Raw genomic sequence first — 19686 nt, forward strand, 5'->3', positions numbered from 1 at the left:
GAAATATCGGCCATGAAAGGGTTAATCGGGAGGTCAAATCCAATCGGTGGAAAGTGGACATTTTAAATCGGTGCTGACAACAGATTGTGGATGGACGTTGTATCAAGTGCTACGGTGCTGATCCGTTTGTCGTGATGTGGTGCTGGCAGATTCAGTAGCTGACCAGAAAAGGCTTTCTGGTAGCAAAATACGTTGTTTATAACCCTTGGGGGAAATGAGTTTTTTATAGCCGTTTTCCGGTCTGATGTTGGCTGTAAACGCCCGGTGAACATCAATGGAACGCAGTTTTTATGAAACGGGTATAGTCTGAACTTGATCTGACAGATACCTTATGGAAAAGCGGCGACTATCAGATCAAGCTTAACTGGTATAGCTAACCAACTTTTTCAAAACGCACTTGTTTGCTGGTAACAAGATACTGCTTACCCTTACGCTCAGATAATGCAGCCAGAAAACTAACGATGTCGCCCTCGTCAAACGGATCTCGAGCGGGCCTAGGGCATTCGACCCGAAGACCTGCCGGAAAGAATTCATTCTTGATGGAAAGGAGCCTTTTTCGACCATGGTGAAACACTATTTTGGCCAGCGCTAACTGTCGATCATCATCACTCCGGCTCTCGTTATTTATATTACGCTTGCTGCGTATGTCCATCTGGTCATTGACTCGGCTAAGTGGACCAAATTCGCAAGTACGGCCAGTCAGACACCTTTCTTCATTTCGGACGTTTAGTGTCCCATACTCTCGAATTGCTTCGGCTTCAATCTGACGTGCTTCTTCCTCGGTGTTGGCTACAGCGATGATAAAATGTCGAAAGTGATCGTATTTACGAATGGCACAGCGAAAGGGGGATTGATACTCCCGCGATTTTACGTTGAACGCATCACTGAAATGGGTATTCCAGCGAGTAACAACATCATTGCAGAATCCAACGTAGACACCACCGTCACACTGATGGGCGTAAATAACGAACGAGGCGTTTCTTACTTGGGCAGCTGTGAGTTTGTTGATCAAGCTAACTGTCAAGAGATTAGGCGGCATAATAAAAATGTTCTCGAATGACTGCATCACGTCCTGGCTGGCGCGATATTACGGCAATATTGCGAAAAGCATTTTATCTTCTCGTCAAACAACGAAACCATCTGCACATGACGAAGATATTTTGCAGCGTGCCAATAACTCGGCTAATACGCTATGACAAAGTAAGCGCTGGAGGAGTTTGATCAGGATCAAAAACGCTATGATAGATAGTGCTCATTGAGCGTTTACGGTTAGCTGATCACATTATAAATTGTCTGACGGCTTACTCCGTACTCTATCGCAAGTGCCTTCTTGGACTCACCAGCCTTGATCCGCTTTTTCACGGCGGCGATCTGCTGCTTTGAGAGTTTAGGATTGGCACCAATCTTTTTGCCACGCTTCCTTGCGGCAGCAATACCTTCCCTTTGCCGTTCCCGAATCATACTACGTTCAAATTCTGCGAAAGCCCCCATCATCTGCAACATAAGCCGTTGCATGGGGTTGTCTGATCCGGTGAAGGTCAGACTCTCCTTATGAAACTGAATAGTGACGCCGCGCTCTGTCAGGTCTTCGACCAGGGATTGCAGGTCTTTCAGATTACGGGCCAATCGATCAATGGAGTGAACATGAAGCGTGTCGCCACTGCGAAGATGGTTCAGGCATGCCTGCAACTGGGGACGCTTGGTATCCTTGCCGCTGCAATATTCTTCGAAGCGTACATCCAGCGTTGTTCCGTCAAGCTGGCGTTCCGTGTTCTGGTCAAGGCTACTGACTCTGATATATCCGACATTCTGTCCTGTCATTGAACCCCCTCTTCATCATCGTATGTGTGTAAAATAAGGTCTTAAGTTCGTTAGACAGCGCGTAAAAAAATTGTTTCATGACATTTTTTGACACCGAGAATCAATGACTTACCGAACCATTAAATCGTGTAAAGCAGGTGTACTCAGTTGGACAGGGTTATTGTTTACGCATTGATAAGTAGAATTTTCCATAGGGATTTAGGTTAAAACAGGAGGTGCGCAAGGAATGGGCGGATATCTCAGTGGCAGGCCTGGAAGTGGTAAGCCGAGTGTTGAAGACTGTATCAATCTCAATGTCTGTAATTTATACCATAAAGGTCTGCTAGAACCGGGCAGTAGAACGGTACTGAAAAATCGTCGTGGTGGTAGCTTCCTTTTTCAATGCCGCGAGAATTATTTCGGCTGGCCGTTATGTGTTTCCATCACCTGGGCAACCATAGGTTCCGACAAGGTGCGTACCGAACATAACCAGGTAATTGGCGTTGAATTTGTTGATGTCCTGAATGGCAAAGCTCGGCGGCCATATTTCTTTTGTCCTTTCACGGAAAAACGGGTGGGTGTATTGGTGATGGGGGATCGTGGATTCGGGCATCGTACGTTCTACGGCTATGATTACAAAGCCCAGCGTATGGGGCATATTGACAGGGCGCTGAATAGTGCAAGGAAAGTAAAGGAAAAAGTAGGCGGAGTTAATCTGAGTGGGGCACTTACAGATGATCTGCTACGCCCGAAGGGTATGCATAAAAGTACATTTGCTCGTTATGTCGATCAACATCAACGAGCCATCGCTCCTATCGTCTGGCGGGTGACAATGGTTTTGCAATTGCAATCAATTCAGCCGATGCATGATTGATAAAGAGTATACATCTCTCTGTTTGATTCATTAAGGCAGCTCTACCATTACGATTTTTTATTTGATAGGAATTAAACATCTGGGTCTAACACTCGGACCAGTTATCCTGCTCCTTGCTCATATTGTCTTTCTACTTCATTGAGTTTGTTATATGCCTGTCAGTGATTCGCTAGATTAACCCCCGAAGCTGTCTCAACCTCGGTTATACGTTCACATCATTATCGGGTTTAAGGGCTCGTCAGATGTTGTCTGTAGCGAATAGGGGCATCAGCTTATCTTTGCCAGATTACTCGCCAATGACGTCTTCCAGAAGTGAACTGGAGATGTTGACTGCTAATGATCTTGCAGGTTCGGCATATCCCTGAATTTCCAATGAATCATTCTTGCACTGTAGTGGTAGATTAACATCGGATGTTTATCAGTTTTTCATGAAAATACCGAACTGCAACACCATAATTGTTGGGCTTTTATAGAGCTATTTGATCAATAGGCTCTAAAGAAAAACCCCCCCTTCTTCTGGTAATTGCTCTGACTCTTTCTTCGGAGCACTTTCTACTTTCCGTGTATTCTTGAGCGGGGGAAGCTTGCGAGCTATTTGCTTCACTCGAATATCATCAATACTACCACTGACAATTTCCGCATAAGCCATTTTAGCTGAGACTGATACTACACGAACTGTGGCGATTTTTGTCTCTGTACGACCCAATACTTCATTTGTATAAGGATCAATCAGCTTTTCACCCAATGAATAAATACTGAAACGATCTCCTTGTTTCATTGTTTTTCCTCCTTGATTCAGGATAACGCTACCGTTGCTGACAGCGACAACCCTGAGAGGAAATATGTTATCCAGAGCTTGCTCAGAAACTTTCTTGGCGACCAGAACTGCAGTCTGATCCAAGGAAGAGCCATTTTGTTCCATCTTGACGGTATCAGACCATTTGACCTGCCGAGTTGCTACTTCGATTATCTCATAGCGGACCTCTGCTCGGGTACGCGCATGCTGACGTGACTCCCCGGTCAGGCTTACAGTTTCGGTCCAACGACGGACACTAGCATCCTTGACTGTTCCGACAATCATGTAATCTAGTCCTAGCACTTGTCCCAGCCGTGACTTTTCTGCTACTGGCGTATTTTCGCTGGCCCAGAGTGACTTCTCCGCATTAAACTCGCGCTCATGCGTCCGGTCTAGAATGGCAAACCGCCGACTCTGGACCAGTTGTTCCTGTAGTTGCTCTGTGACGCGCTGGTTAAACCTGGCATTACTACCCTTAAATGGCAAAACTGCCAGCTTACGACGATTCGTTGCAGCCATACCTGCCGCCTTATACTGATGTACTCGGACCGACAATCTGACCTCACAACCCGCTTCACTACACTGGCTGTCATTAATATCGTATCCAGCAATCAGGCCCTTCGCTTTCAGCAGTGAGCCCTGAACAGATTCGACATGAGTTTCTTTTTCTCCATTGGTGCGTGACTGTTGGCGCAGAGTTGATTGTACGCTGTTGATATCAGTGCCGTTTACTTGCCTGATTGCTTCAATTAAGCCTTGTTCAACTGCCACAGCTTCCGATAATCCGCGTCCAGTCACATCAACTTCAACCGTTGCCGCCATTGCGAAGGGCGCACTCAACAGCAACATGGCCATAATACTGTTTAGCCATCTCATCAGCCTGAACTCCCTTGTCTTTTAAAAGTCACTGTCGTCCATCAACTCCATGCTGGAGGTTGAACTGCCGGAGCCATTGTCGAACACTGCACCTTCAGACGTTGAGCTATTGCTAGGTATTTTGCCCGCCTTGAAAGTACGGATAGCCTGCTCTTTCAGTGGGTGCCAGGCCAGCACTAATCCGTTGATTTCACGACCGGTCACAGGATGCTTTTCTGACCAACGCATGGCTTCTTCAATGCCTACAAGATTTTTCACACTGGATGTCATCTTGGCCATAGCTCGAGTTTCTTTGATCACCCGAGAGACTGTTTCTTGGATCGTTTCCTCACCTTCTGCAGTTTGTGTCACACGGGCCTCTTTAGATTGTTCCTCTCCCTTGCTTGTAGAGGTTTTTGACAGACCTGAAAGGTTATAAGCTTCCGCAATATGGGCAAACGCATCATTTTCCGCTTCAATGTATGCGAATTCCCGGTTATCAACACACTCCTCGTAATCAACCGGGTTACAGTCATTTCCTGCCTGAGCAAAAGACAGAAGGATCGGGTAACCCTGCTCGTCATACATGAGCTTCAAGCCATATTCGTACATCAGGTTCTTTCGATTCTCGATGAGAAAATCATCAATGCTTTTACGCTTTTTATTTGGATTCGGCTCAATGGCACCCTTGCTGACACGAAGTTCAGATAAAAGATTTTTCATCTTGACTGATGTTTGGATGACGACAGCAACGGCGGTATATCCATTTTCATCAGTGGTTTCAAATGTTCTGGTTACCAAAGTGCCGCTCAAATCACCGCGGGATAAACGTTCAGTCGTTTTACTGAACGCTTTTTTCATCATGATTTTACGTTTTTCTGGCGGCGCAGCATTGTATTCTGCCGGGTCTATGCCTTTTTCCGACAGCTTCTCATCTAGCGTGGCATCCGCCAAAGCGGTCAGTTTGTCCAGAAGGCTTTCCAATTTGCTCTGACTTTGCAGCTCTTCGGGCTCGAATTTGGGAAGTTTGTTCGTTTTGAAAGAGTCTTTCACGATCTCACTGGTGACTTCTGAGTACAGCGTTTTCAGAAGCTTTTCTCTGGCATCCATTTGAGCGCGTTGATATGCAATAATGCGAGAGTCTCCCCAGTCCGGAGAAGCTCCTTTCGCATTAACGCGTGCGGCTCCATAGGAAACGAAAACTTCATTCGAACGTCCCTGCTTGCGTAATTGTCCTTTTTTTCGCAGAACGTATTCCTGAGCTCTAGTATTGACATCGTCTACCGCATTACTAACGCGTTTCTCACTGGCGGCCTTGACCTCTTCCAGGGTCTGCGATGGAACCGGATTTTCTGCCTCTTGTGCGTAAGAAGCACCATTTAGCCATGGCGTGAATGCCGCCAGCAATAAAATGAACGTCTTTTTCATGATCAGGGTAAGCGCCCTTTATTTTTGATGACCTTTAGAACACTCGATTCGAGTCAGCCGCCAGTCTAAAAGTGACAGGTGGCTGACATTAGAAGCGATTTACCAAGTGACGGTTTTGTTATTACCACGCTTAATAATGGGATACTCGCCTTCCCAGTAGGCCAGTCCATTTTCGAGATTTGTCAGAGTTAGCTGGAAATAGTAATCCACCTGCTGTGTACGACTATCTACGCTGTGATTACGCTGAATGATCTTACCGCTGAGGCTAAAGTCAGGCGCAATGACAGTGCCGTTCTTCTTGACTGTCTTCTGGTTCATCAGCTTTGAGTTCTGCAGCTCTCTGACCTGGGCAGTCATCTTATCCTCTGCTCCATTAGCTCCAATAGCCGTAGTCGTGATGAACTTGCCGGACTGCAGCAGGCTAACACGTACTTTCTTTGCCAGCTGATCAGTATCAATGCGCTGCGTTGTATCATTCAGGATGCTGGAAACGGCAACAACGTAGCGAGCCCCTTGCGCTGCCTTCGGATGAATCAGCAAAGGAGATGCGTTCATATCATCGACAGCACTACTGGCGGCTTTTTCGAAATCTTTATAATCCAGAGTCATGACCGCGACTGAGTCCGTATTTTGGTCGACATAGTATGTGCCTGTCGCGCATCCACCCAGTAATGCCAATGATACTGTCATGGCGACGACAGCTAATTTCCCTGTTTTGTTAAACATATTGAAGCTAACCCTGTTAATTATTAAATTGAAATAACCTTGACTTCCGGCGCTTGGCTGGCACTAAAGGCCTTGACATAAACGATATCGAATCGACTATTCTTGCCTAGCTCTACCTCAACAGGAACTGCCATACCTTCTGCCTTGATGACCAGTGAGTCGGCCGTTTTCGGCAGTCTGGCCAGCTGAAATTCCTTCGGCAGTGAAGACCACATACGGATATCAGCAGATGTACTCGCTAGCTGATAAGCAGAGGCCACGAGTCCAGCCATTGGATTCTGATCATTGATTTGTTTTTGCATCACGGTTTTGAGCGTTGCTCGGCCAAGTTCTTTGGCCAGAATGTAAGGAAATCTTTCCTTGAACTCTGCCTTAATAATCTTGTCCATGTCCGCCAGTGAATTGGTCTTGAACGTTCCAATCTGAAGGGCTGGATAGGCCGCATTACGCTCGACTAGCTTGGGTAGAGCAATGCCAGTGTACTTTACGTTGTTGTCCAATAAGAAGACAGGAAGATCAATTCGGAATTCTTCTTTTTTAACGGAAAGCCCATTTTCAAACACTACCCAGACTGTAGATTTGAAACGGTTTATGCTTGTGCCTTGAGCTAGGCTACGAGCCATATTCATGTCTGTTTTGACAGCTGCATTATTCGTCAGGCCGTAGGCACGTTTCATGCTGTCATAGGCTTTGTTATAGTCACTGCTACCCTGAGCATTGAGCATGAAAAAGAGGCCATGCATGTAAGTGCTGAAAGGGTTGACATAATTTTTGTACGGTGCCCATTGCGCCATGTCGATGCCCTGCTCTTTCAGGATGGCATCAGACTTCTGTAGGCTTTGTTCTACGCGCTTCGCGGTAGTGTCACCTTTTTTGCCATTTTCCAGCTCTTGCTCCTGTTCAGCTCGTAACTCGCTGATCTCTTCGGCAAAATATTCTGCTGAACGGCGCTGACGCTCATCGACACGGTTCCATTCAATACGAGCATCTTGAACCGCACCCTCTTTCATGAAATTCAGTGCTTTATAAGTATTAGCCATGATGCCGTCATAAACTGTCGGCTCGTAATCAAGGGCAGCATCATTGACCAGCAAGCTACCTGTAGTCTCAGCTGCATCCTTTGCAAGTCCCTCTCCATTTTCCTTCTTGATAATGATTTCGGCATCATCAAAATACTGGTTGCTCTGGGTGTAGGCTTTTTGGTAACGCATCATATTACCCGCCTGCAGAGCCCACAAAAGATCCGTTGCGTGGCCAGTCTCAGGATCAATGTCGGCCTGCTCAATTGCATAGCTTGAGGCTTCGTTGATTGCCCCTTGCTGCAACTTTTCTTCAAAACCATCAAATTGGTTGCTCTGCATCACAGATGCACAACCCGTAAACAAAGTTGACAGCGCTATCAGTGACAGCGGTTTAGCCAAGCTGTTGAATTTCATATTTTTTACGCTTTTGAGACCAACGTACGGAATGATGAGTTACAAATGATAACGAAACTGGCGCATTATTTATTGACCGTCATCAGAAGGAAATATGAAATTTTACTGAACTGTTCTGAGGCTGTATGACTAGCAGGTTGCAATATTATTTACGTAGTGACTAACGCTTTTCTTTTATTGTTTGATGGAATCATAACAAAACAACGCTCTTCTACTGTGAAGGAAGAGCCCGCCCTTTATAGAGGGTATGATACTAATTCTTCTGGAAAAGCATCTCGAAGATCTAGTTCTTGAAGTCGGTGCAGTCTATGGAGCCGAGCATGGTGCTGGCTCATGGGCAAGTGTGGGCTTGCTCAAATTCGAGAGTTCTTTTGTATTATGAAGTCTCGCTGTTTTAGGATGGAACGGTATCGGTTGTATGTTTTGATCTGAATAATTTCTATGAGAGTCGAAATGACGGCCTGTAATGGTAATGCAATTTTTCCATGCTGAAGCGGGTTGGTGTCGGTTATAGCGGTGTCGACAGAATTTCGTATGGGTGCTTGAGTATGTCTGATGAGCTAAAGTTATTGTCCCCAAAAATTCGCAGGTTCATCAATTTGCGGCGCGATATGGATGGTGGGTGTCTTGGAAGACCCATGCATATCATCCCTTGCTCCGCCTACAAAGAGCACAGCAGGCTGGAACAGGAGGCTGAACGGGATCAGTTGGTTGTGCGTGATCGGTTCGCTGGTGGGATATTCGGGTTGCTAGAAAAAGTCAGGTGTTTTCTGGCGCGGAAAGACGATGAAGATTAAACCGGTTTTATTGATCTGTGGTGTAGCAAAGGCGTAGCAAATAGTGAAATGGAACAGGTTTGTTAGCGGGAAAAAAATAGGATAAGTCATTGATTTTTTATGGCGCACCCTAGAGGATTCGAACCTCTGACCTCTGCCTCCGGAGGGCAGCGCTCTATCCAGCTGAGCTAAGGGTGCAAACGCCATTGCAGACAGGGTTTTTGACCGCTGCCAGCGGCGCCCATAATACTCAGGACGTATAGCCAAGTCCATGCTTTTTTGCTGATTTCTCCCTAATCGGTGTCATGGTGCGGGCGTCGGTGGCAGCGTAACGGAGTCGATGGTCTGAATCAGAACCAGCGGCTCTGGATTGAGGCTTTATCCACCTGTTCCAGCCATTCGTTAACCTCTTGCATCAGTGCCTTGCTCTCTTTGCGCGTCATATACACCTTGGGGCTTCGGTTGAAGGGGGCGTCAGGGTTAATCACGCACAGTTCCGGCATGACCCGGCTTTTATACAGGGCTTCCACCCGATCCGTAATCATTACATGCGCCTTCAGTTCCACCAGGGTGCGGAAAGGTTCCACATTGTCATGGGCGATGGTGATGGCTGCTTTCGGAAGCCATTGTTTGGCCAGCAGCTCGTTGGTGCCACCTGGGTTTTCCACCACCTGTACCGGTGGGTGCAGGAACTCGAACGGTACATTATCCGGCGGTTTGGTGCCGCCGCATTTCACGCCCATCCAGTATTGCTGCTTGGGCGTCAGCACGGTGTCCATCAATAATGGGGAGCCACAGGCCAAGGGCTGATTCAGTAAAGTCAGCAGGTCGGCTGCGGAATAGAAGTACAGGTAGGGATGGAGCTGGCAGTTGGTCAGGGCGACTTTGCCATCTTCAAATACCGTCTCACTCATCAGGAACTGTTGACTGCGTCCCTCTGTGAAGGAAATGCCGCCCATGGCCAGGTCGAACTTGCCAGCGGAAAGGTCGGCATGCAGTGTCGGCCAGCTGGTTTTGACCAGCTCCAGTTCTCGGCCCAGGTGTTTGGCCAGGTTACGCGCCATATCAATGGCGAAGCCTTCCCAGGTGCCGTCAGGTTTCTGCAGCGTCAGCGGGGGATAGTCGCCAGCACTGCCGACCCGCAGGGGTTTAAGGGACGTTGCCGGGCTGGTTACCGGTGTGGTGGCGAATGCTGAAAGTGACCAGGAAAACAATACACCTAGCAGTAGGGTAAGCAAGTAGCGCACGGTCGTACTCCGTTGCTTGTCTGGATGAAAGCCGCTGCCAGCGTAGGTGTAATCGCCGCGGTTCGCCAGTGTATGCCGGAATTGACAGTTAATCGGAATTGTTGCTGGCCGCAGGTTTGACGTATAATCGCGGCTGCTATAACAATTCAGGCCAGCCCGGTGTGACACAATTTCATAACGATAATCGTCGGGTGGAGCTCAAGCGTCAGATGATGAGGAACGACTAGTGGCATACTTCAAAAAGATGCGCGCTGTACAGGCTGCAGTACTGCTGGGGGGACTGTTTGCCGGACTGGTCATGGCCAAGCCTGCCGGGGATCTGGATGAAGTCACCCGCAGTGAAATCGCAGACCGGATCAAAGCCGTGGGAAGCCTCTGTGTGGCGGGTGAAGAATGCGCTGCCGGTGGTGGTGCGGCAGCCGTTGCATCCGGTCCGCGCAGTGGTGAGCAGGTTTACAATACCTACTGTACCGCCTGCCATACCGCCGGCGTACTGGGCGCACCCAGGAAAGGCGACAAGGCCACCTGGGACAAGCGGCTGGCTGATGCCGGTTCCTACCAGGCTATCCTGAATAATGCGATCAACGGTATCCGTTCCATGCCGGCTAACGGTACCTGTGGCGATTGTTCCAGTGATGAAATCAGTGGTGCCATTGAATACATGAGTGGCTTGAAGCCCTGATCCGGTTCAGGTAATACTCGTCCTGAAAGGCTGCCGTTTGGCGGCCTTTTCTGTTTCTGGAAGCTGAAAATAATGACAATCATTGCTGACACACCGGAGCTACCCTATTACGCGGTGATCTTTACCTCACGGCGGATAGAGGAAGATGCCGGTTATAACGCTATGGCTATGCGCATGCTGGAACTGGCGCAGGAACAGCCAGGATTCCTGGGTGTGGAGTCCGCTCGCGATGGGTTGGGTATCACGGTTTCTTACTGGCAGGATCTTGCCGCCATCCGTGCCTGGAAAGCGAATGTGGATCATCAGGAGGCGCAGCGACGGGGTAAACAACTATGGTATAGCGACTACCGTGTCCGCATCTGTCGGGTTGAGCGGGAGTACGTTTTGTCGTGAAACGTCGTCTATGTGGCAGCGTGATATTTTGAATCTTTGTTGCTCATAACTGGCGAGACCCGACATGACAGACAATAGTTATCAGCGGTCAATGGGACGATGTCCCGGGAGGTTTCTGATGCTGATGACGACAACGCCGACGGTACAGGGCCGTACCATTACCCACTACAGGGGAATCGTCGTGGGAGAAGCGATCATGGGAGCGAATCTGTTCAAGGATCTGTTTGCCGGGTTGCGCGATATTATCGGTGGTCGCTCCGGTGCCTACGAGAAAGAGCTGGCCAAGGCACGACAGGTGGCGTTTTCTGAACTGGAAGACAATGCCCGTGCGCTCGGTGCAGACGGGGTGGTGGGGATTGATCTTGACTACGAAGTGGTCGGTGAGCAGGGAAGTATGCTGATGGTCAGTGTCAGCGGTACGGCGGTTTCTCTGGAGTAAGTGGGCAGGACACTGATTCCGCGTATCCTGCCTTTCCGCTTGAATGGTTCGTTTCCTGTAGATGATTTCGCGCCGGCATTCACCATTCAAAGACAAACCTTGGATCGTGCAATGCCTGCTCAGGTGTCTGTATCACCCTGAAATCGGGATAGAGTTCGCTGGCGCGCAGGGTTTCATCAGTAAAGGCTGTCAGCAGGCCCAGCACATAGACGACATAGTTTATGCCCCAGCGTTCGAGATCGGTTTCTGCGCCTTTCTTGGCGCTGACAGCATTGCCGGCACTGGCGCGCGCTTCGATGATGTAATCTGTTGAGTAGTGCTGGTATTCAAAGGGGTATGCGGGAAACGCGCTTTTGAGAATCTCCAGCATCCGGTTTTGAGACAGCATGTTGAAATCCACCTGTACACAGTGGTTCAGGGTACGCTCATCGGTAAAGGCCAGTGCGGCCAAACGCCCGATGTCTTGAATATGATGGGTGCAAATGGGGATGTCGAGATCGCCGAATGTTGTGATCTTCGGGAAAAAACGGAGATTGGGCAGGAAATAATCGAATATGCCGCCGTTATAAAACAATGTCCAGCCGATGTCTGCGTTGAACAGTTTGTCGTGCAGGCGCTTCTTGTTATCAAACACTTCCCCTTCACCCATCTGGATCGCACGGGTGTGAGCGCCAAACTCTGAGGGGACGAAGCGTTTGACACCCGCCGCAATAGCGGCTTCCAGCCATAGCGGTTCGGATTGTGTGATGATCGCTTTTGAACCGGGTACTGCACAGATCAGGGTCTCAATCCCGGACAAGGCGTTTGCCATCGCGGTGACGTCTGACATATCCGAAAGTTCTGTCAGGTGCGCGCCGTATTGCAGCAGTATCTGCAACTTGTCGTTTTTGAGTCGGTTCCGGGCGCGTGCCAGCAGCGTGACTTCATGCCCCTGTAACAGCAGGTTGATGGTTAACGGCAGTCCAACCTGCCCCGTGGCGCCAATCACGGCGACTCGCTGCTTGCAGACAGAAACCATGGTACTTCCCATTTAACAATCTGATGTTGAATCACTGAATGAGCCTATAACCAGGACAGGAACTATAGCAGGGCAGGATGTAATCCATCGTCCCGACGGGATACTTTGCCGGCAATGGGAAACGGATTCCGCCTGATGCCAGCAAGGAAGAAAGTGACACAACATTGATCCACTACCCCAAAGGATTATGATGCAGGCTTTGCAGCATGATCCTACGACACTATTTCCATGACACCAGCCATTAATGTTGCCCGCAAGCAGGGTATTACTCATCACATCCATCAGTATGACCATGACCCGGCCGTGGCTTCCTACGGCACCGAGGCGGCTGAAGCCCTGGGTCTGGAAGGCAACCGGGTGTTCAAAACACTGTTGGTGTCACTCAATGGTGATGCCCGCCAGCTGAGCGTGGCGATTGTCCCGGTTACCCGGCAGCTGGACCTGAAAGCCTGCGCCAAAGCGTTGAATGCAAAGAAGGCCGATATGGCTAACCCGAAAGATGCCGAGCGTGCCACCGGTTACGTGGTGGGGGGCATCAGCCCCCTGGGCCAGAAGAAACGACTGCCGACAGTGCTGGACAGCACCGCCCAAGAGTTCGAAACTATCTATGTCAGCGCCGGTCGTCGCGGACTGGAAATTGAACTGGCGCCGAATGACCTTATGGGTATCTGTCGGGCTGTGAAGGCAGCGATTGCGCGCTAAAGCTGTGGGTAGGGATCGGGCTCTGTGAATCTGGCTGGTACCATGATACTGGTCAATACACCCGTTGCGCATGTGGTTAACCCTGAGGTTGGGTCTACATAACAACACTTAGCCAATGGGAGAATGCCATGTCACGCCTGCTGGATCGTCTCACGAATGATCATAAGCATCTGAAATGCCTACTCGACCGATTGGATCAGGAAATGGCGTATTACAGCCAGGATGAGAGCCGCTCGCCAAAGCTCTCGGTGATCCTGGACGCCCTTGATTATATCCGTACCTGGCCTGAAAAATTCCATCATCCGCTGGAAGACCGGGTGTTTTCGATAATGCATGCGCGCAGCACGGATCCCGAGCTAAGGGATGTCATTGACCGGGTAGTGGCGCAGCATGAAACCCTGGAAGCGCTGACCCAAAAACTGGATGCGGATTTCAACGCCATTGTCAATGATCAGGTCGTACCGATAGAAACCGTGATGAAGGATTACCTGCGTTACATCGACCTGCAGCTGGAACACCTGGAATGTGAAAACCAGTTTATCCTGCCGAGGATTGATACCTGCCTGTTGCCTGAGGATATCGCGATGATTGATAAGGAACTGGATGATCAGCAGCGAGAAATGGGCTTGCAACAACTGCGGAATGAATACGCAGAGCTGTACCATTTTATTGTCGATGACCAGAAGGACATTCCACAACCTGTCTGAAACCTGTCCGTCATGGATACCTGCAGGAACGATTGAATGTATAGTGAGACAATCAGGCATAGTGTGGATGTAGGCACAGGGAGATGGTCAACCATGATGCGTCGGCTGCTACTCGTTTTACTCGCGACGGTCTGCCTGGCTCAGGCTGCCGTGGCGGCTGAGCGTCAGATTCAGAATATCAGCCTGTTTCGTGCCGATTCCAACGAAGTGGCCAGGTTGGTCAAGCCGCTGCTGTCGAAGGACAGTATCGTGATGCCCTACCGTGAAAATCTTGTGCTCAGGGTGACGGACGAAGAGTTCGAAGCCGTCAAGGCGCTGGTCAGCAAGCTGGATAGCCCGCCGCACCAGTTGATGATTACGGTGCGTACTCCGGGAGGTAAGACGCTGGCCGGGCGAACCATCGGTGTGGATGGTGTTGTCAGCAGTGATGGCCAGGGGCAGGGAAGTATCGTGATTTCTACCGGTTCCAGCCAGAGTAAACGACGGGGCGAACAAACTGTCAGGGCAACGGAAGGTTTACCCGCCTATATCAGTGTGGGGCGTGAATTACCGGTCAGGACGGATATGTTTGATGAGTATGGCCGTTACCGCACCAAAACCGATTACAAGACAGCGGAGCGGGGCTTTTATGCCAGTGCCCGGGTGCAGGGGGAACAGGTGGTGCTGGATATCTACCATGCGGATGACAGCGTTCGGCACGATGGTGAGTCGTTTGACCGCCGAAAGGTGGATACGCAGGTATCCGGTAAGGTCGGTGAATGGTTGACCGTGAGCAGTACCAGCCGGGAAGGAACTGGGCGGACGTCCGGTTTCAATGTGCGGCGATACAGTACGGTGGATGCTGTGTATGAAGTGCAAGTGAAAGTCGATGTGCTGGAGTAGTGTGCTGGTTGTCATAAGAGCCTGTTACCTGCTCTTTGAAAGACGTTACCTCTGTTGTGATTGCCGGTAACAAATCACGTGCTTATCATGGCCTGTTTATCAGGCGTTTTTTTATTATCTTATTGATTTTATTGGGTATTTAAATTCTGGCACGAGACCTGTAATAGTCAGGTCACAATAAAAATAATAAGAACACCGCTCTATCTGGCCCATAACAATAACAACAAGGGGCAGCAAGCTGATCACTTTGTAGGTTGCTTTTTTGCGGTAGGAAACCAACACGGAAACGCGGCACGGAAGCAAACAAAGCATTGGCCGCACAGCCTGTAAAGTGATCCGCTTGTATCATTACTGCTACTGCCTGTATCAAAACGCAGCCTAACGGCTGCGTTTTTTTATGGGTTATTAAGCTGCCGGTGTCACTTAGCCCTGGTTGTTCAGCTGCTCCTGGGTCCAGTTGTTAATCTTGGCTTCCAGGATGGTCATGGGCAGTGCGCCACTGTCCAGTACTTCATCGTGGAAATAGCGGATATCGAACTGGTCGCCCAGTGCCTGCTGGGAGCCTTCACGGAGACGGGTGATGGTCAGCTGACCGATCTTGTAGGACAGAGCTTGTCTGGCAATGGCCGCATAACGACGGACTTCGGTGTGGATATCGCCGTCACCCAGTGCGGAGTTGTCCCGCATATACAGCTCAGCCTGTTCAAGGCTCCAGCCGTAATGGTGCAGGCCGGTATCCACCACCAGGCGCATGGCGCGCAGCATCTCTTCGTTCAGCTTGCCGAAGTACTGGAGAGGATCTTTCTCCAGTCCCATCATCCGTCCCAGTGATTCCGCGTAAACCCCCCAGCCTTCGCTGTAGGCGGTGTAGTCACTGTAGATCTGGAACTTGGGCGCATTCTCCAGTTCCTGCTTGATGGATACCTGGAAGTGGTGGCCCGGTGCAGCTTCGTGCAGGAACAGGGTTTCCTTGTTCCACATGGGCAGCTGTTAGTCGCGGCCGGTGTTCACGAAGAACATACCGGGACGGCTGCCGTCCGGTGTCCCTTCGTTGTAATAGCCGACGCCGGCACTGTTTTCAGTGGCCTTGGGTACAGGCTTGATCACGTAGTCCGCTTTCGGCATGCGGTGGAAGTACTTGGGCAGAACGGCATCCACCTGTGCCTTGTAGGCTTCGTAATCGGCGACCTGCTGCTTGGGATCCTTCCAGTAGAACTGGTCTCCCTTGAGGTAAGTAAAGAACTCCTTCAGAGAGCCCTTGAAGCCGTAATCCTGTTTGGCCTGTTCCATTTCACTCAGTATACGCGCCACTTCTTTCTTACCGATTTCATGGATTTCTTCGGCAGAAAGTGTGCTGGTGGTATTCACATCCGCCAGATACTGGTACCACGCGTCACCGTTGGGCAGTTCACCGTAAGCGACGGTGGTTCTTGGCTTGTATTCCTGCTTCAGAAAGTCAGCCAGACGGGTATAGGCAGGGTTGATCACCTGCGTGATTTTTGCACGGTAAGCGACTGACAGGCGTTCACGGTCTTCTGCATTGAAGCTTTCCGGCATGTTGCTGACGGGCTTCCAGAAACCACTCTTCTCGGGCTCAGCAGTCACGTAGCCTTCCAGTTGTGGAATGACCATATCTACCAGAACCTGGGGCAGGACAACGTCGTGTTTCATGCCTTCGCGCATACGCTGAATGGACTGGTCCACCCAGTCGGCGAAGCCATCGGATTTTGTCAGGAAATCCTCATAATCCTTCACGGTTTTGAAGGGCTGTGCATAAGTGCCTGTGCCCAATTCCGCAAAGGTATTGGCGCGGCTGTAGAACTGGTTGAACGGCAGGTACTGGGAAGGGAACTCGAACCCGCGCAGAGCCATTTTTCGGTCATAGATGAACTGGTCGTAGGCGATCTTCAGGTCGTGGGGCAGTGCGGCGCGATCCAGTTGCTCAACCTTATCAAGATAAGTCTGTTCAAGTTGCTTTTGCGAAGCCAGGTAATCGTCGCTCAGGTAATCACCGAACTGATCGTTGTAGGTATAGATGCCAAGCATTGGCGCTGTGAACGGATTCAGGGCTACGTTCTTGTTGAAATAGTCATCCACGGTTGTCCTGAATTGCTTTTCAACCTGCGCTTCCTGAGACTGTTGAGCGGTGGTGAGTTGAGCGGGTTCTTCAGTGGATGAACTGCAGGCACTGAGCAGAAGGGGCGCACTGATGGCTGCAGCTATGGCGAGGGGGAGTAGAGACTTCTTGAACATGTACGTTGGGTCCTTGGTAAAGCGTAGTTATGGAAGGACAAAACAGACCGTTGCTATGAAGCAAGGGGCGGACAGATTCTAGGAGTGTCACTACAACAGGGCGTTGATGCGCATCAAACGGAGCAGGGGTATTCGGGGGATTTCGCTAACACCCGATTCAATGGCTGTTCTCGTTGTCTTTTGAGGAAGGAGCCAGCAGTTTGTCCCTTTCTTCCATATAGTCGTCATAAGGCATACGTTGTGCTTTCAAACATTCCTCTTGCTGCGAATAAGGTAGGCGAAGGCAGTCGAACGGATTGTTGTTCCATGCGTCATAGTAGGGTTCATACTCATCACGCGTGCAGCCGGAGAGCAGGATTATCAATGCGCTTGCCAAGGCTGTGGTAAGAATAGGACTGACAGGGTGTCTGTAGGAAATCATTGATAGCGGACCTGTGGATAAGGGGTACGGAATTTCTCCGGTTTATCGCCTAAGCTGAAATTGAACCTTAAACGTGACGCAGGGACGCATCATGTGGCTACTGACCAGCAGCGGTATTATAAGTATCGTGCAGCATAGTGAAAACCCGAACCTGATGGTTGTTCGGGCCAGCAGTGAGAAGGCATTACGGGAGTTTGTTCCTTACGCCTACAGTCGGACAGCAAAGCGAAAACCGGTCAAACGGTTGCCGTGGCGTATCAGCTTGCCTCGCCAGACAGTGAGGGTGCTGGTACATGCCCAGTTCAACGCAGTGGCTTATGACAACTTTCCCAATACCATCCGTGATGACCAATATCACAATGTGTTTATGGAGCTTTACCGGATGACGGATGCACTGAAGGCTGAACGCAAGGAAAGCGTCGCCTGACAGTGGTTCGATAACGGTTAAAAAAACGCAGCTATGCTGCGTTTTTTTATGCAGGTTTGTGTGTTTCTGGAAAGGCATAAACAACAGATTACATCGATATGAATGAATACGATTTATTGAGCCTGATATTTTCAAATGGTCTAACCGCTAAGGAAACACGCTTTCAGCAGTGAACTATATTCGGTCAACGCTTTTGGGCGTACGTTGGGTAAGGCTGGTCCTGTGCAGGGCTCATCCTTAATGAAGCGTTGTCACAGGCCTGCGGCAATGGCTTCAGTTTGTATCGCAGGTGGAGGTGTCTGAATGAATACCTGGCTGAATACGTTGTATCAACGGATGAAGTGTGATCGGGAGAGCTGGAAGCGGTTGTTAAGTGTCGTCAAAGGCTTTCGCGAGGGAGGTATTCTGAGTAGTTTGATGTTATGCACTATCACTATGCACAACACGGCATATGCGTTGAATATCGGTAGCGAGGCGCCGGATTTCTATGCAAACAGCACGAGTGGTGAAATCCATTTCCATGATCAGCTGGAAGGGCGTTACAGTATTTTGTTTTCCCATCCCCAGGATTTTACACCGGTCTGTACCACGGAGATTGGCGCATTGGCCAAGCGTATCGGGGATTTTCAGCGCCGGAAAACCAGCCTGTATGTATTAAGCATCAATACGGTTGATGAACATAACCGCTGGGTCAGCGACATCAATCGTTTTCTTGGACGGGAGAGTGACGAGCGCCTGCCTTTCGCGGTTATCGGAAACAGCCCGGGTTTTGACAACGTTATTGATATTGCCAGACAGTACGACATGTTGCCCGGTGATCTTGGTGAATCCCGTGATCCTGACGTCCAGAAGGAAGGTCTGGGCAGTGCCAAGGATAATGCGACTGTACGCACCGTATTTATTATTGGGCCTGATAAGCGTGTACGGTTGATGATGTCGTACCCCATGACAACGGGACGCAATGTGGATGAAATACTACGCACATTGGATGCTATCCAGTTCTCGGATCGGACCGGGTTGGCAACCCCTGTTGACTGGCAACCGGGAAGACCCGGCATAGTGCCGCCAGGGATGAGTGATGCCGATGCTATGGAGAAGTACTCCGGTGTTGTGAAGGTGAATGACTATCTGCGTTATGCAGATAACCTCAAGTCTGAGTGACGATATAGGGTATGAGCAGGTCTGGTAGGGAGCTAAAGACCTGTTCTTAAAATAGCCAAAATATTCAATCAATAATAAGTTGCTGGATTAACACAATATATAATCGTGATTGAATACTGAACGCTGGCTAAAGTTTGATGTCTATGATTAAAGAGTGGTTGTTTTAAAATTAGGTAATTCACGGGTTATAAAATATTCTGAGATTTCAGAAAAGACAGGGACATAATGTCTATTTCAATTAGTGCCAGATCTAAGCCTTGCACAGTAACGCTGACATGGATAAGTGCACTCCGCCACAGATGGACAGTTGAAGCAAATGAGCCCATTGCGAACAGAAAACCCTGGTTGTATAGAGTTGTGGTGTCGCTTAAAGACTGGATTATTCATAAGGATCTGGTATGCAAGGATTTAGATGAGTTTGATTCATGGTGTCGGAGGTACCATTGCGAAACATTAAGGCAGGAATACCAGATTGCCAGGCAAGAGCATGATATAAGGAATCGGCAAGTCAGGGCGCAGAGAAGAGCACAAAGAAGGTTACCTTGAGCAAATGATCCAGTAACGACGAATAATTCACCAGTATTCCTTAAATCCCGCTTAACCTTGGGAATGTGAGCAAGCTGGCCGTACTTTTGGCAACAGAGTACAGTTTTTGCACAAAAC

19 protein-coding genes, 1 tRNA gene and 1 pseudogene are annotated in these 19686 nt (G+C 49.5%); 10 read left to right on the forward strand and 11 right to left on the reverse strand.

The annotated features are described in order from the left end of the window. Positions 1-373 precede the first annotated feature (373 nt). Together ABD892_RS17325 and ABD892_RS17330 are read right to left on the reverse strand one after the other, a co-directional pair. Positions 374-1066 (reverse strand): GIY-YIG nuclease family protein, encoded by a 693-nt coding sequence (locus tag ABD892_RS17325; protein ID WP_345197219.1) that lies wholly within the window; start codon positions 1064-1066, stop codon positions 374-376. Positions 1067-1269: 203 nt separating this feature from the next. Next, the gene (locus ABD892_RS17330; RefSeq protein WP_345197220.1) at positions 1270-1821 is read right to left on the reverse strand and encodes a recombinase family protein; all 552 of its coding nucleotides are present in this window, start codon (positions 1819-1821) and stop codon (positions 1270-1272) included. 226 nt (positions 1822-2047) lie between these two features. On the opposite strand from ABD892_RS17330, the gene ABD892_RS17335 reads away from it, so the two are divergent. Continuing rightward, positions 2048-2674 carry a hypothetical protein gene (locus tag ABD892_RS17335; RefSeq protein ID WP_345197221.1) on the forward strand — a complete coding sequence of 209 codons (627 nt, stop codon included), beginning with the start codon at positions 2048-2050 and terminating at the stop codon, positions 2672-2674. 493 nt (positions 2675-3167) lie between these two features. Here ABD892_RS17335 and ABD892_RS17340 read toward each other — a convergent pair whose 3' ends face one another. The 4 genes from ABD892_RS17340 to ABD892_RS17355 all read right to left on the reverse strand — a co-directional run bounded on the left by ABD892_RS17340 (position 3168) and on the right by ABD892_RS17355 (position 7915). Further along, on the reverse strand, positions 3168-4346 hold the full coding sequence (locus ABD892_RS17340; RefSeq protein ID WP_345197222.1) for a hypothetical protein: 1179 nt from the start codon (positions 4344-4346) through the stop codon (positions 3168-3170). A gap of 21 nt (positions 4347-4367) precedes the next feature. Further along, the gene (locus ABD892_RS17345; protein WP_345197223.1) at positions 4368-5753 is read right to left on the reverse strand and encodes a DUF6844 domain-containing protein; all 1386 of its coding nucleotides are present in this window, start codon (positions 5751-5753) and stop codon (positions 4368-4370) included. A 99-nt stretch (positions 5754-5852) separates the two neighbouring features. Then, positions 5853-6479: a penicillin-binding protein activator LpoB gene (gene lpoB / locus ABD892_RS17350; protein ID WP_345197224.1), complete on the reverse strand. Its 627-nt coding sequence runs from the start codon at positions 6477-6479 to the stop codon at positions 5853-5855. 23 nt (positions 6480-6502) lie between these two features. Further along, positions 6503-7915 carry a COG3014 family protein gene (locus ABD892_RS17355; RefSeq protein WP_345197225.1) on the reverse strand — a complete coding sequence of 471 codons (1413 nt, stop codon included), beginning with the start codon at positions 7913-7915 and terminating at the stop codon, positions 6503-6505. Positions 7916-8553: 638 nt separating this feature from the next. Between ABD892_RS17355 and ABD892_RS17360 the strand changes: the two genes are divergently transcribed. Next, positions 8554-8712: a hypothetical protein gene (locus ABD892_RS17360; protein WP_345197226.1), complete on the forward strand. Its 159-nt coding sequence runs from the start codon at positions 8554-8556 to the stop codon at positions 8710-8712. Positions 8713-8812: 100 nt separating this feature from the next. Here the strand turns inward: ABD892_RS17360 and ABD892_RS17365 are convergent. Both ABD892_RS17365 and ABD892_RS17370 read right to left on the reverse strand, forming a co-directional pair. Continuing rightward, positions 8813-8889, reverse strand: a tRNA-Arg gene (locus tag ABD892_RS17365). 152 nt (positions 8890-9041) lie between these two features. After that, the gene (locus ABD892_RS17370) at positions 9042-9938 is read right to left on the reverse strand and encodes a transporter substrate-binding domain-containing protein (protein WP_345197227.1); all 897 of its coding nucleotides are present in this window, start codon (positions 9936-9938) and stop codon (positions 9042-9044) included. 226 nt (positions 9939-10164) lie between these two features. On the opposite strand from ABD892_RS17370, the gene ABD892_RS17375 reads away from it, so the two are divergent. From ABD892_RS17375 to ABD892_RS17385, 3 genes are all read left to right on the forward strand, one after another. After that, positions 10165-10620: a c-type cytochrome gene (locus ABD892_RS17375; protein ID WP_345197228.1), complete on the forward strand. Its 456-nt coding sequence runs from the start codon at positions 10165-10167 to the stop codon at positions 10618-10620. A 72-nt stretch (positions 10621-10692) separates the two neighbouring features. Further along, positions 10693-11013, forward strand: coding sequence for an antibiotic biosynthesis monooxygenase family protein (locus ABD892_RS17380; RefSeq protein WP_345197229.1), 321 nt, complete (start codon positions 10693-10695; stop codon positions 11011-11013). Between the two features lie 118 nt (positions 11014-11131). Continuing rightward, positions 11132-11452: a heavy metal-binding domain-containing protein gene (locus tag ABD892_RS17385; protein WP_345197230.1), complete on the forward strand. Its 321-nt coding sequence runs from the start codon at positions 11132-11134 to the stop codon at positions 11450-11452. Positions 11453-11531: 79 nt separating this feature from the next. On the opposite strand, the gene ABD892_RS17390 is transcribed toward ABD892_RS17385, so the two are convergent. Then, on the reverse strand, positions 11532-12470 hold the full coding sequence (locus ABD892_RS17390; protein WP_345197231.1) for an NmrA family NAD(P)-binding protein: 939 nt from the start codon (positions 12468-12470) through the stop codon (positions 11532-11534). Positions 12471-12698: 228 nt separating this feature from the next. On the opposite strand from ABD892_RS17390, the gene ybaK reads away from it, so the two are divergent. The 3 genes from ybaK to ABD892_RS17405 all read left to right on the forward strand — a co-directional run bounded on the left by ybaK (position 12699) and on the right by ABD892_RS17405 (position 14761). Continuing rightward, on the forward strand, positions 12699-13172 hold the full coding sequence (gene ybaK, locus ABD892_RS17395; RefSeq protein WP_345197232.1) for a Cys-tRNA(Pro) deacylase: 474 nt from the start codon (positions 12699-12701) through the stop codon (positions 13170-13172). 128 nt (positions 13173-13300) lie between these two features. Continuing rightward, positions 13301-13879 carry a hemerythrin domain-containing protein gene (locus ABD892_RS17400; RefSeq protein WP_345197233.1) on the forward strand — a complete coding sequence of 193 codons (579 nt, stop codon included), beginning with the start codon at positions 13301-13303 and terminating at the stop codon, positions 13877-13879. 36 nt (positions 13880-13915) lie between these two features. After that, positions 13916-14761 carry a hypothetical protein gene (locus ABD892_RS17405; RefSeq protein ID WP_345197234.1) on the forward strand — a complete coding sequence of 282 codons (846 nt, stop codon included), beginning with the start codon at positions 13916-13918 and terminating at the stop codon, positions 14759-14761. Between the two features lie 423 nt (positions 14762-15184). On the opposite strand, the pseudogene ABD892_RS17410 reads toward ABD892_RS17405, so the two are convergent. After that, positions 15185-17014, reverse strand: a pseudogene (locus ABD892_RS17410) (DUF885 domain-containing protein). A gap of 157 nt (positions 17015-17171) precedes the next feature. Then, positions 17172-17435, reverse strand: coding sequence for a hypothetical protein (locus tag ABD892_RS17415; protein ID WP_345197235.1), 264 nt, complete (start codon positions 17433-17435; stop codon positions 17172-17174). A gap of 91 nt (positions 17436-17526) precedes the next feature. On the opposite strand from ABD892_RS17415, the gene ABD892_RS17420 reads away from it, so the two are divergent. Then, complete coding sequence (locus ABD892_RS17420; protein ID WP_345197236.1) at positions 17527-17862, forward strand: hypothetical protein; 336 nt, start codon at positions 17527-17529, stop codon at positions 17860-17862. A gap of 303 nt (positions 17863-18165) precedes the next feature. Continuing rightward, a complete protein-coding gene (locus ABD892_RS17425; RefSeq protein WP_345197238.1) occupies positions 18166-19023 on the forward strand; it encodes a redoxin domain-containing protein in 858 nt (285 codons plus the stop codon). Positions 19024-19686 lie beyond the last annotated feature (663 nt).

It is taken from the genome of Kistimonas scapharcae (assembly GCF_039540975.1).
GTDB lineage: Bacteria > Pseudomonadota > Gammaproteobacteria > Pseudomonadales > Endozoicomonadaceae > Kistimonas > Kistimonas scapharcae.